The sequence below is a fragment of the Paraburkholderia sp. BR10923 genome (assembly GCF_040948765.1).
Lineage (GTDB): Bacteria > Pseudomonadota > Gammaproteobacteria > Burkholderiales > Burkholderiaceae > Paraburkholderia > Paraburkholderia youngii.
Window position 1 is genome coordinate 1 of sequence record NZ_JBFPKO010000060.1, and the last position, 12,536, is coordinate 12,536.

Below are 12,536 nucleotides of genomic sequence, written 5' to 3' on the forward strand. Positions count from 1 at the left end.
GAACAGGACCGTGAAACGACTCCACGCCGATGATAGTGCGGATTGCCCGTGTGAAAGTAGGTAATCGTCAGGCTCCCCCAAAGCCAGAAACCCCACCCGCAGCGGTGGGGTTTTTGCGTTTACGCGGCCGAAATTAACAAACAGCATTGAAGTAAGCGAAACCCTCCACCCGCCTCAATGCGTCTCAACCCTCTCGGAAGCGCTCGCATTGAACGCCCTATGAAATCAGATCTGGCATTGCAAACCTACGGCGCGGGTTCGTCGGGCATGGTCTGCGGTTTCCGGTTCTTGCCGACGCTTGCCGGACGGCCGATCGACGCGGACGAGGTCATCGACTGGTTCCGCGAGAGTGAGGACGATGCCGACGCTACCGCAAAGGACGGTGGCGAGTTTCTGTGGCTTCACTTCAATCTCGCGCATAGCGCGAGCGAGCGCTGGATGCGCACGCAACTCGATCTGTCCGAAGCGTTTTTCGACGCCTTGCGCGAAGGCTCGCATTCGACGCGGATCGAGCATGCGGACGGCGCACTGCGCGCAGTCGTCAACGACGTCATGTTCAACCTCGAGTTCATCCCGTCCGAAATCGCGCGACCAGGCCGACCTGCTCGTGCAGATCGTCCGCCGAAACAGTGCCGACGTCGATCGAATCGAGGACCGCTTCCTGTCGCAACGGCCGACGCAAAACCGCCTCGACCTCGGCGCGATGCGTCGCACGCTGACACGCCTGCAGCGGATGCTGGCACCCGAACCGGGCGCAATTTTCCGCTTGCTGGCGAGGCCGCCTCGCTGGCTTCATGTGGAAGAACTGCAGGATCTGCGTGAATCGACGGAGGAGTTCTCGGTCGTGCTTTCGGACGTGGCCGGATTGATCGAGCGGGTTAGATTGCTGCAGGAAGAAATCACCTCGCGTCTCGAGGAGCAGAACAACCGCACGCTATTTACGCTGACGCTCGTCACGGTGCTGGCGATGCCAATCAATATCATTGCCGGTTTCTTCGGCATGAACGTTGGTGGCATTCCGCTCGCCGAGAACAAGCATGGATTTTAGGTGATGGTGTTGCTGGAAGTCGGCTCTACCGGGCTGACAGGCTGGTGGGCATTTAGCCGCAGAAGGGAGCGCTAGAACGCACAGCAGACTCGGCCCGCTTCTTACGAGGCCAAACCCACCGACGTGATTGAAACCAGAAGATGCCCGTCTTTGAATACGCTTCGCAACGATCCAAAGAGGGCAAGTACTCGTCGATTACTCGAGTGCGTTATTCGAGCGCGGCAGCCGGCCCAAAGAACTCATAACGGCTCTGCGATTCCGGCACGCCGATCGCCTTCAGGCCTTTCTTGATCGCCTTCATGAACGCGATGGGCCCGAGGAAATACACGTCGACGTCACGCGTTTCCGGCAACCACTTCTTCAGATTCGCTTCGTCGACGTAACCGACTGCGTGCGCGTCGGCATCGCCGTGACGGCGCTGCTCGTAGCAATAGAAGCGCTTCAGTTGCGGATGGCGCGCGGCCAATGCATCGATCGCGCCGCGGAACGCATGCACGCCACCATGACGGGCCGCGTGAATGAAATGCACCGGACGATTGGTCGTCAGCGCGGCTTGCAGCATCGCCATCGTCGGCGTGATACCTACGCCGCCGCTGATCAGCACCAACGGCTTGTCGCCGGGTTGCAGCGTAAATTCGCCGGCCGGCGCGAACAGTTCGAGCGTGTCGTTTTCGTTGATCTGTTCGTGCAGATACTTCGATACCGTGCCATTCGGTTCACGCTTCACGCTGATGCGATATTCGTGGCCATCGCTCAATGCGGACAGCGAATAGTTGCGGCGCACTTCTTCGCCGTCGATCACCAGACGCACGCCAATGTACTGACCCGGCTGAAACGCGAGCAATTCGCCGCCGTCATCGGGACGCAGATAGAACGACGTGATCTCGTCGCTTTCACGCACTTTGCGCGCGACGCGGAACAGCCGCGTGCCGCGCCAGCCGCCGGGAGCTGCTGCGCTTTCGGCGTAGATCTTCTCTTCGAGGCCGATCAGCAGATCCGCGAGTTGCTGATACGCGGCGGCCCACGCTTCGATCACGGCGTCGGTTGCGACGTCCGCGCCGAGTACTTCACGAATCGCGCGAAGCAGGCACTTGCCGACGATCGGATAGTGCTCAGGCTGCACGTTCAGCGACACGTGCTTGTTGATGACCTGCGCGACGAGCCCGCCCAGTTGCTCGAGCTGATCGATATGGCGTGCATACATCACGACGCCGTTGGCCAGCGCACGCGCCTGCGAGCCGCTCGCCTGATGGGATTGATTGAAGATCGGGCGCACTTCCGGATGCTCGCTGAGCATCACGCGGTAGAAGTGCGTGGTGAGCGCCTCGCCGCCGCTTTCCAGGAGCGGCACGGTTGCTTTGATAATGGCGCGGTGTTCGGCGGATAGCATATTTTCAAGTCCTGATGAGAGTCTGTGTGAGCGTCTGTCTATCAGCGAGTGTCACAGCCGGTTTCGGCAGACTGCCTCTACTATCCACAAATCGTGCCAGGTATAAAATGCATTCAGATCAACGATCTGGCAAATAAGATGGTTCATTCGACACTAGTCGAAAAGACTCGACCCGCAGTCGATCTGACTACCGAGGCGGTCCTCGACGTTCTTACCCCGCTGATTCTCGACCTGTCGCGCGAGCTGTCCGAGCGCGAGCGTTATCGGCGGCTGCTCAGCGCGCTGCGCTCGCTGTTTCCTGGCGACGCGGCCGCATTGCTGCGCCTGGAAGGCGATACGCTCGTGCCGCTCGCGATCGACGGCTTGAGCAGCGATACGCTCGGGCGGCGTTTTCGCGTCGCCGAGCATCCGCGCTTTCAGGAGCTGCTGGCCCAGCCAGGGCCGACGCGCTTCGCGGCTGACTCCGATCTACCCGATCCCTACGATGGCCTCGTGCAAGGCATGGCAGCTGGGCATCTCGAAGTGCACGACTGTCTGGGGTGTCCGCTGTTCATCCGCGGCGAGCCTTGGGGGTTGCTCACGCTCGACGCACTCGACCCGGCGCGCTTCAACACGCTCGACATGGCTTCGCTGCAAGCATTTCTTGGCCTCGCGGCTGCGACCGTCAGCGTCGTCGAACGCATCGACGCGTTGGCGCGCAATGGCGAAGAGGCGCAGCGTCGCGCGGAAGCTTATCGGCTAGCGAGCAGCGAGAGCCGGCGCGAGCTGATCGGCAGCAGCGATGCGCACCGCCGTATGGTGAAGGAGATCGAGGTGGTGGCCGCCAGCGATCTGACCGTGCTCGTCACCGGCGAGACCGGCGTCGGCAAGGAGCTGGTCGCGAACGCGATCCACGCGCTGTCGCCGCGCGCGAACAAGCCGCTGATCAGCCTGAACTGTGCGGCATTGCCCGATACGCTCGTCGAGAGCGAGCTGTTCGGGCACGTGCGCGGCGCGTTTTCGGGGGCGTCGGCGGATCGGCGCGGCAAGTTCGAACTCGCCGACGGCGGCACCATTTTCCTCGACGAGGTCGGTGAGTTGCCGCTCGCGATGCAGGCGAAACTGTTGCGCGTGCTGCAGAACGGCCAGTTGCAGCGCATCGGCTCGGATCACGAACACAGAGTCGACGTGCGGCTGATCGCCGCGACCAATCGCGATCTCGCCGAAGAAGTGCGCGCGGGCCGCTTTCGCGCCGACCTCTATCATCGCCTCAGCGTGTATCCGCTGCGCGTGCCGCCGTTGCGCGAGCGTGGCCGCGACGTGCTACTGCTGGCGGGCTTCTTCCTCGAAGACAATCGCTCGCGGCTCGGTTTGCTGAGTCTGCGTCTTGCGGCCGACGCGCAGGCCGCGTTGCTGCACTACTCATGGCCCGGCAATGTGCGCGAACTCGAGCATCTGATCGGACGCAGTGCGCTGAAGGCGTTGGCGGCCAGTCGTGAGCGCCGCCGTATTCTGACGTTGACGGCCGCGGACTTCGCGTTGTCCGACGCACAGAATCAATAAGCCAATCGAACAGCCACGCAGAGCGAGGAAAGCGAGACGAAAGACTTTCGCAGCGCGGTCACCGAGTTCGAACGCAATCTCGTTCTCGAAGCGCTGATCCGCAATAGGCAAAACTGGGCGGCGGTCGCGCGCGAGCTAGGGTTGGACCGGGCGAATCTGAATCGGCTGGCCAAACGGCTCGGGCTCAAATAACGAAGCAGGTGAAGGAGCATCGTTGCGGCACGCAAATGCGACCAGGCGAGGCCACATCGGATCGCGCCGAAAACAGATTGTCAGCGCCGCGCGCTAGGCCTAACGTCTTAACTAAAGCCAAAGGCCCGCTTCGGAAAATCGAACTTCGCGGCACACAGCGCGTCGGTCATAGTGGGCCCTAACGAGGACCAACACACTAAACCAGGAGACTCCGCCATGTCCGCTGCCCCACAGAAGCTCGACGATTGGCTCAACAAGCAGGCGGTGGCCGAAGACGACATCACCGCGTTTCCGTTAGCGGCGCTCGCCGCCACGCTCGATCGCGAGGAAAGCGGCGACACCGTGCCGCCGTTGTGGCACTGGCTGTACTTTCTGCCGGTCGCACCGCTATCCGAAGTCGGTCCCGATGGACATCCGAAGCGTGGCGGTTTTCTGCCACCCGTGCCATTGCCGCGCCGTATGTGGGCGGGTGGCCGACTCACGTTTCATGCGCCGCTGAAGACCGGTGAACATGCGCGGCGCACGTCGACGATCGCCAACATCGAGGACAAGACCGGCCGCTCGGGCCGCCTCGTCTTCGTCACCGTGCAACATACGATCGAAGTCGATGGCGAGTTGAAGCTGGAAGAGGAGCACGACATCGTCTATCGCGACGCGCCGCAGGAGGGAGCGCGGCCGCAACAGCCGGCGCCCGCACCCGAAGGCGAAACGTGGCGCCGCACGATCGACGCCGATGCCGTGATGCTGTTCCGCTACTCGGCGCTGACTTTCAACGGCCATCGCATTCACTACGACCATCCCTATGTCACGCAAGTCGAAGGCTATCCGGGCCTCGTCGTGCATGGCCCGCTGATCGCGACGCTGCTCGTCGATCTCGTGCGCCGCGAACTGCCGCAAGCGACGCTGCAAAGTTTCGCGTTTCGCGCGCTTCGCCCGACCTTCGCGGATCAGCCGTTCACGGTATGCGGCAAGCCCGCCGCCGACGGCAAGACGATCGACCTGTGGGCGAAGGACCACGAAGGTTATCTGACCATGCGCGCGACCGCCGCGCTCGCCTGACTTCCACGGGACTCGATTATGCAAACCACGCAACACGATTCGTTCCAGGACATTCGAGAGGCCGTGCGCGATCTGTGTCAGCAGTTTTCCGGCGAGTACTTTCGCAAGATCGACGAGGCGCGCGGCTATCCGGAAGAGTTCGTCGACGCGCTGACGAAGGCCGGGTGGCTCGCCGCGCTGATTCCGCAGGACTTCGGCGGCTCGGGGCTCGGGCTCACGGAAGCATCGGTGATCATGGAAGAGATCAATCGCGCGGGCGGCAACTCGGGCGCGTGCCACGGGCAGATGTACAACATGGGCACGCTGTTGCGGCACGGTTCGGAAGAACAGAAGCGAAAGTATCTGCCGAAGATCGCGAACGGCGACTTGCGTCTGCAATCGATGGGCGTGACCGAACCGAGCACCGGCACCGATACGACGAAGATCAAGACCACCGCCGAACGGCGCGGTGACCGTTACGTGATCAACGGTCAGAAGGTGTGGATCTCGCGCGTGCAGCACTCGGACCTGATGATCCTGCTCGCGCGCACCACGCCGCTCGCGGACGTGAAGAAGAAACCGGAGGGCATGTCGATCTTCATCGTCGATCTGCGCGAAGCGATCGGTCATGGCCTGACCGTGCAGCCCATTTTGAACATGGTCAATCACGAGACCAACGAGCTCTTTTTCGACAACCTCGAAATCCCGGCCGAGAATCTGATCGGCGAGGAAGGGCAAGGCTTCAAATACATTCTCGATGGCCTCAACGCGGAGCGCACGCTGATCGCCGCGGAGTGCATCGGCGACGGTTACTGGTTCGTCGACAAAGTCACCGAGTACGCGAAGGAGCGCGTCGTGTTCGGCAGGCCGATAGGACAGAACCAGGGCGTGCAGTTTCCGATCGCGCGTTCGTTCATCAACGTCGAGGCAGCGAGCCTGATGCGCTTCGAAGCGGCACGTCGTTTCGACGCGCATCAACCGTGCGGCGCGCAAGCGAACATGGCGAAGCTGCTCGCTGCGGACGCGTCGTGGGAAGCGGCCAATGCGTGCCTGCAATTTCACGGCGGTTTCGGCTTCGCGTGCGAATACGACGTCGAGCGCAAGTTTCGCGAAACGCGTCTGTATCAGGTCGCACCGATCTCGACCAATCTGATTCTCTCGTACGTGGCCGAGCATATCCTCGGGCTGCCGCGTTCGTTCTGACCCGCTGGCGGACATCATGAGACCACTCGACGGTATCAAGGTCATCACGCTCGAACACGCGATCGCCGCGCCGTTCTGCACGCGTCAACTGGCCGATCTCGGCGCGCGCGTGATCAAGATCGAACGGCCCGGCGTCGGCGATTTCGCGCGCGACTATGACGAACGCGTGCATGGGCTGTCGTCGCACTTCGTGTGGACCAATCGCTCGAAAGAAAGTCTTTCGCTCGACCTGAAGCAGCCCGCGGCGGCGGAGATTCTCGACGCATTGGTTGCCGATGCCGACGTGCTCGTGCAGAACCTCGCACCGGGTGCGGCCGAACGGCTCGGCCTCGGCTACGACACGCTGAACCAGAAGTATCCGAAGCTGATCGTCTGCGATATTTCCGGCTACGGCGCGGACGGTCCGTATCGCGACAAGAAGGCGTACGACCTGCTGATTCAAAGCGAGTCCGGCTTTTTGTCGATCACCGGCTCTCCTGGCGCGCCAGCGAAGGCGGGCTGCTCGATCGCGGATATCGCGGCGGGCATGTACGCTTATTCGAACATCCTGAGCGCGCTGTTGCAGCGGGGACGCACGGGGCGCGGTTGCCGTATCGACGTGTCGATGCTCGAGAGCATGGTCGAGTGGATGGGTTATCCGCTCTACTACGCGATCGACGGTCAGTCGCAGCCTGCGCTCGCGGGCGCCGCGCATGCAACGATCTATCCTTATGGCCCGTTTCCCGCTGGCGACGGCAAGACGGTCATGCTCGGCCTGCAGAACGAACGCGAATGGAAGCTGTTCTGCGAGCGCGTGCTCCACCAGCCTGAGCTAACAACGGACGAACGCTTCGCATCGAACTCGAAACGCACCGCGGCGCGCAATGCATTGCGCGAGGTGATCGTCGCGGCGTTCGCGAAGCTGAGCGCCGCGCAGGTGATCGAGCGACTCGATCAGGCAGGCATAGCGAACGCGCAGATGAATACGCTCGCGGACGTGTGGGCGCATCCGCAACTGAAGGCACGCGAGCGCTGGCAGGAAGTCGGCACGGCAGCGGGCACGATACCGGCATTGCGGCCTCCGGGTTTGCCTTCCGACATCGAGCCTCGGATGGACCCTGTACCTACGCTTGGTCAACACACCGAATCAATTCTGCGCGAGCTTGGTTACGACAATGCGCGCATCGACGCGCTGCGCGCGGCCGGCACGATCTGATTCAGTAGGCCTGTTTCGGTTCGCGCCCGCATGCATGTGATGCGGGATGACAAGCCGGTATTCCGAACGAACCCGATGCAACCTGGCATCACACGGCGCACGACACTCATGAACGACCATCCCAGTCTCACGCTCGCCACTTTCGCTGCGCAACTCGACTTCGACAGTATCCCGAACGAGGTCGTCGAGCGGACCGTCAACCTGTACGTCGATTGGCTCGGCTCGGCGCTTGCAGGCAAAGGCGCACGCCCGGTCGAGACGATCGCTCGGTTTGCGCGCGCAGCGGCCGGTGCGACGAACGAGGGCCTCTGCGAGGTACTGATCGATCGCGGCCGCACGACGCCGTATTTCGCCGCGATGATCAACGGCGCGGCATCGCATTTCGCCGAACAGGACGACGTGCACAATGGCTCGGTGTTTCATCCCGCGACCGTGGTGTTTCCGGTTGCGCTCGCGTTAGCACAGGCAAAGCGAGCGTCGGGGCGCGACTTCATCACGGCGGCCGTGGCGGGATACGAGGTCGGCATTCGCATCGGCGAATTTCTCGGGCGCTCGCACTACAAGGTGTTTCACACCACGGGCACGGTCGGCACGCTCGCGGCGGCGGCAACTGCAGGACGATTGCTGTGCTTGGCGCCGTCGCAGATGCTCGATGCGTTCGGCTCGGCGGGCACACAGGCTAGCGGCTTGTGGGAATTTCTGCGCGACGCCGCCGACTCGAAGCAACTGCACACCGCGATGGCCGCCGCGAACGGCCTGATGGCCGCGCAACTCGCCGCCGACGGCTTCAAGGGTGCGACGCACATTCTCGAAGGCGCGCAGGGCATGGCCGCGGGCATGTCGAGCGATGCCGATCCGGCTCGCCTCGTCGATCGCCTTGGCAGCCGCTGGGCGACCGCGGAGACGTCGTTCAAATATCACGCGGCGTGCCGCCATACGCATCCCGCCGCCGATGCGCTGCTCGCTGTGGTGCGGGCGCATCGTCTCGCGCCGCGCGACATCGCGAAGGTCGTCGCGCACGTGCATCAAGGCGCGATCGATGTGCTCGGTCCCGTGATCGCGCCGCGTACCGTGCATCAGGCGAAGTTCAACATGGGTACGGTGCTTGGGCTCGTCGCGCATCACGGCTATGCGGGCATGACCGAATTCGAGCAGGGTTTCGACGCGAGCGAGATCCTTGTGTTTCGCGACAAGGTCACGATGACGCTCGACGCCGAAGTCGACGCCGCCTATCCCGCGCGCTGGATAGGCAAGGTCACGGTGACCACGACCGACGGCCGTGTTTTCGATGGGCGTGTCGATGAGCCGAAGGGCGATCCAGGGAACACGTTGTCGCGCGACGAGATTGCGATGAAGCTGCATCGGCTAGCGGCATTCTCGGGTGCGGCTAGTGAAGAGGAAGCGGCGCAACTGCTTCGCCGGGCGTGGGGTGTTGCCGAAGTGGCGCAGATTGGCCCGGTATTCGATGCAACTGCGCGCACGATGGTGGCGGCATGAGCGCGCTGCCCCGGTCGTATCTGTTCGTGCCTGGGAATCGGCCTGAGCGGTTTGACAAGGCCTATGCGGCCGGCGCGGATGCGGTGATTCTCGATCTGGAAGACGCGGTGCAGCCGGATCAGAAAGTGCCGGCGCGCGCGGCGGTGGTGGCTGCGGTATCGGCTAACGCCTCGCGGGCCGTGTGGGTGCGTATCAATGGCTCGGATACGCGTTGGTTTTCAGATGACGTTGCTGCGCTCGTTTGTCAGAGCGGCGTCGCCGGAATCGTGCTGCCGAAGGCTGAGACGCGCGAACAGATCTGCGCGGTGCTGGCGAACGCGCATCCGGCGTTAAGCGTACTGCCGATTGTCGAGACTGCGTGCGGATTCGCGAATCTTGCGGAGTTATGCGGCGCGCCGCGCGTGCTGCGTATCGTGTTCGGTACGCTGGATTTTCAGGTCGATCTCGGCATCGATGGGGATGGCGAGGAGTTGCATCTGTTTCGCTCGCAGATCGTGCTTGCATCGAGGTTGGCCGGAATCGGTGCGCCGGTGGATGGCGTATCGACGGCCATTACCGATGCTGATGCGGTGCAAGCCGATGCACGGCGCGGGCGGCGGTTTGGTTTCGGCGGCAAGCTTTGCATTCATCCGAAGCAGATCGAGGCGGTGCACCGCGCATATGCATGGAGTGACGCCGAGGTGGAGTGGGCGCGACGCGTGCTTGCGGCTGTCGAGGCGAGCCATGGCGGGGCAGTCGCCGTGGATGGAAAGATGGTCGATATGCCGGTGATCCTGCGGGCGCGGAGAGTTTTGGGCAACTCCGAGAGCTTCTGACAACGCCGTTTTCGTCGTGCCCTCATAGCAGGATTCCTACATCGCCTGCTGGTCATTCGGACGACGTACCAGTAAGCACCTCACCCAAGGGAATACCCTCCCATCATCGCACTTGAATAGTTAGCAGGTCACATGCTAGATTGAATTGTTATCGGTAACAATATTCGCCGAAAAGCCAAAAGATCTGTTCCTTTCAGCACGTCAGAAAAATACCTTCCCGATGAGTACTATTCAAAATCCAGTTCTGCGCGGCTTCAACCCGGACCCTTGTATATGCCGTGGCAAGGATGCGTGGTATATCGCGGTTTCAACGTTTGAATGGTATCCGGGCGTTCTCATTTACGAATCGAAAGACTTCGTCAATTGGGAACTCAAGGCCACGCCTCTGGACAGGTTGTCGCAATTGAACCTGATCGGAGAGCAGCCGTCCGGAGGCATATGGGCGCCAGCCCTGTCCTATCACGACGGTCTTTACTGGCTCGTGTATACCGACACCAAGGCATGGAAAGGCGAACAGAAGATTTCCCCGCTGCGCGACATGCACAACTACCTCGTGACCGCCCCGGACATTGCCGGACCCTGGTCGGAGCCCGTCCATCTCGTCTCCGGTGGATACGATCCATCGCTGTTCCACGACGAATCCGGCAGAAAGTGGCTCGCTTATATCCGGCGCGACTTCAGAGGAATCCACGAAGATCTTTTCGTCGGAATCGTTCTGCGGGAATACTCGGTGCAGGAGGAAAAGCTGATCGGTGAAGAGCGTGTGATTTACAAAGGCGCCAACCTGAAGACCGATTACTTCATGAAATGTCAGATATACGAGGCTCCCCATTTATTGAAGAGGGGGGACTGGTACTACCTGATCACGGCGGAGGGCGGCACAGGCTATACGCATGCAACGTGCGTATCCAGGTCCCGCGATATCTTCGGTCCATACGAGTTTCATCCTGACACGCCGATGCTCACGTCGCGCGACGCGAATGGCCGGATCCAGCGGACCGGCCACGGCAATCTGGTCGAAGGTCCGAATGGCCGGTGGTACATGACGTACCTCGGATCGAGACCAATCGATGCGCAAACGAGGCGCTCGCCGCTAGGCCGCGAGACCTGCATCGCCCCGATCGAATGGCATGCCGGCTGGCCCCACCTCGCCACTGGCGGAGTGGTCCCCGCCGAATCTTTTGCGATCGACTCGGAGATCGAGCAAAGGCTCGACAGCAGTTGGGCGATCGATTTCGGACAATGCGCCGCGCTGCCGCTGGAACTGCAGAGTCTGCGCATTCCCATTAGCGACGACTGGTGCAATCTTCACGACCGTCCAGGCTATCTGCGGATAAGGGGACAAGAGTCACCAACCTCGCGCTTCCATCAAAGCATGCTGGCCTGTCGAATCCGTGACTGGCAGTTCGAGGTCGAAACGGCGCTGGAATTTTCGCCCAAGTCATATCTGCACATGGCTGGGCTCATGGCGCGTTACGACGAAAACACCTTTTACTACCTGTTCGTCACGCGCGACGACGACGGCACGAAAATCCTGTCCTACATGGAAATGGATGCGGGCAGCTTCGCCTATAGCAATCGACTGGCGACGCTGCCCGAGTCCACCGGGATCGACCTGCGGATTCGCGTCGTAGACGCAAAACTGAGCTTCTTCTATCGCGTGGCACACGGTGACTGGAAGGACCTCGGACTGGCAAAGGATTTCACGAAACTCAGCGATGAATATGCCACCCCAATCGGCTTCACGGGGGCTTTCGCTGGTATCACCGTCAATGACATGCTCGGTTTTCGCGAACCTGCCGACTTCAAGTCGTTCTCATATCGCCAACTGACCGGCTAGAGCTCGAATTTCGCTTCACCGCTGTCGCTTAATAATAAGGAAGACTTCATGCGCTTTCGTTGGAGACATCGCTATCTCGTGCTGCTGATTCTGTTCGCGATCTATCTGCTCTGTTACATGGACAGAATGATCATGGCCGCGGCTATTCCATTTATTGCGTCCGAGTTTCATCTGTCGGCGATGGAAATGGGAGGAATCCTCAGTGCGTTCTTCTTCAGCTACGCGCTATGTCAGATTCCGGCCGGCCTGCTGGCAGACAGATTCGGCCCGCGGTTGATGACGACGATCGGCATCACGTGGTGGACGATTTTCACCGCGCTTACCGGACTGTGCAATTCGCTCGGCTTGATGCTGGTGGTGCGGGTCGCATTCGGCGTCGGCGAAGCGCTCTTTCCTCCGGCCGCGTTCAAGGCACTGTCGGCATGGTTCCCGAAGCGCGAATTGGGCCGGGCGACCGGGCTGATGATGACCACGAATGCGCTGGGACCCGCACTGGCTCCGCTGTTCGTGGCGGCCGTGATGGCAGTGTGGGGATGGCGCGCGATTTTCACGAGTCTGTTCATTCCCGGTATCGCGATGGCGATATTCGGCTGGATCTATATCAGAAACAGCCCGAAGGATAGCAAGCACGTTTCGAATACCGAATTAGGGCATTGCTGATCAAGTCCACCGCATAGCTACTCGGAGCGTTATAGAGCGGAGTGGATAAGGAAGGCAGAACAGGATGAAGCAGCAGACGCTGGCGATGGCAGCTGACGAAGGTGCGGGTTTCGAGA

Annotated in this window: 8 protein-coding genes and 2 pseudogenes; 9 read left to right on the forward strand and 1 reads right to left on the reverse strand. The window is 61.4% G+C overall.

Annotated elements, in window-relative coordinates; genetic code table 11:
* Positions 1-219 precede the first annotated feature (219 nt).
* A pseudogene (locus AB3X94_RS40120) lies at positions 220-1,123 on the forward strand (CorA family divalent cation transporter).
* 133 nt (positions 1,124-1,256) lie between these two features.
* Here the strand turns inward: AB3X94_RS40120 and hmpA are convergent.
* Positions 1,257-2,438: an NO-inducible flavohemoprotein gene (gene hmpA, locus AB3X94_RS40125; RefSeq protein ID WP_368614356.1), complete on the reverse strand. Its 1,182-nt coding sequence runs from the start codon at positions 2,436-2,438 to the stop codon at positions 1,257-1,259.
* A 138-nt stretch (positions 2,439-2,576) separates the two neighbouring features.
* Between hmpA and norR the strand changes: the two are divergent.
* From norR to AB3X94_RS40165, 8 genes and pseudogenes are all read left to right on the forward strand, one after another.
* Positions 2,577-4,172: pseudogene (gene norR, locus AB3X94_RS40130) on the forward strand (nitric oxide reductase transcriptional regulator NorR).
* 216 nt (positions 4,173-4,388) lie between these two features.
* Complete coding sequence (locus AB3X94_RS40135) at positions 4,389-5,231, forward strand: MaoC family dehydratase N-terminal domain-containing protein (protein ID WP_368614357.1); 843 nt, start codon at positions 4,389-4,391, stop codon at positions 5,229-5,231.
* Between the two features lie 18 nt (positions 5,232-5,249).
* The gene (locus AB3X94_RS40140; RefSeq protein ID WP_368614358.1) at positions 5,250-6,413 is read left to right on the forward strand and encodes an acyl-CoA dehydrogenase family protein; all 1,164 of its coding nucleotides are present in this window, start codon (positions 5,250-5,252) and stop codon (positions 6,411-6,413) included.
* A gap of 16 nt (positions 6,414-6,429) precedes the next feature.
* The gene (locus AB3X94_RS40145) at positions 6,430-7,608 is read left to right on the forward strand and encodes a CaiB/BaiF CoA transferase family protein (protein ID WP_368614359.1); all 1,179 of its coding nucleotides are present in this window, start codon (positions 6,430-6,432) and stop codon (positions 7,606-7,608) included.
* A gap of 108 nt (positions 7,609-7,716) precedes the next feature.
* Positions 7,717-9,105 carry an MmgE/PrpD family protein gene (locus AB3X94_RS40150; protein ID WP_368614360.1) on the forward strand — a complete coding sequence of 463 codons (1,389 nt, stop codon included), beginning with the start codon at positions 7,717-7,719 and terminating at the stop codon, positions 9,103-9,105.
* Positions 9,102-9,920: a CoA ester lyase gene (locus tag AB3X94_RS40155; protein ID WP_368614361.1), complete on the forward strand. Its 819-nt coding sequence runs from the start codon at positions 9,102-9,104 to the stop codon at positions 9,918-9,920. The genes AB3X94_RS40150 and AB3X94_RS40155 overlap by 4 nt, the downstream gene beginning before the upstream one ends.
* A gap of 145 nt (positions 9,921-10,065) precedes the next feature.
* Complete coding sequence (locus AB3X94_RS40160) at positions 10,066-11,760, forward strand: glycoside hydrolase family 43 protein (RefSeq protein ID WP_368614362.1); 1,695 nt, start codon at positions 10,066-10,068, stop codon at positions 11,758-11,760.
* Positions 11,761-11,808: 48 nt separating this feature from the next.
* Positions 11,809-12,420, forward strand: a complete 612-nt coding sequence (locus AB3X94_RS40165; RefSeq protein WP_368614363.1) for an MFS transporter — start codon at positions 11,809-11,811, stop codon at positions 12,418-12,420.
* Positions 12,421-12,536: the final 116 nt, after the last annotated feature.

Excerpts from the sequence above, each read along its gene's own strand:
- AB3X94_RS40155 (WP_368614361.1), top strand. The coding sequence starts at position 9,102 with ATGAGCGCGCTGCCCCGGTCGTATCTGTTCGTGCCTGGGAATCGGCCT.
- AB3X94_RS40165 (WP_368614363.1), top strand. The coding sequence starts at position 11,809 with ATGCGCTTTCGTTGGAGACATCGCTATCTCGTGCTGCTGATTCTGTTC.
- hmpA (WP_368614356.1), bottom strand. The coding sequence starts at position 2,438 with ATGCTATCCGCCGAACACCGCGCCATTATCAAAGCAACCGTGCCGCTC.
- AB3X94_RS40145 (WP_368614359.1), top strand. The coding sequence starts at position 6,430 with ATGAGACCACTCGACGGTATCAAGGTCATCACGCTCGAACACGCGATC.
- AB3X94_RS40150 (WP_368614360.1), top strand. The coding sequence starts at position 7,717 with ATGAACGACCATCCCAGTCTCACGCTCGCCACTTTCGCTGCGCAACTC.
- AB3X94_RS40140 (WP_368614358.1), top strand. The coding sequence starts at position 5,250 with ATGCAAACCACGCAACACGATTCGTTCCAGGACATTCGAGAGGCCGTG.
- AB3X94_RS40135 (WP_368614357.1), top strand. The coding sequence starts at position 4,389 with ATGTCCGCTGCCCCACAGAAGCTCGACGATTGGCTCAACAAGCAGGCG.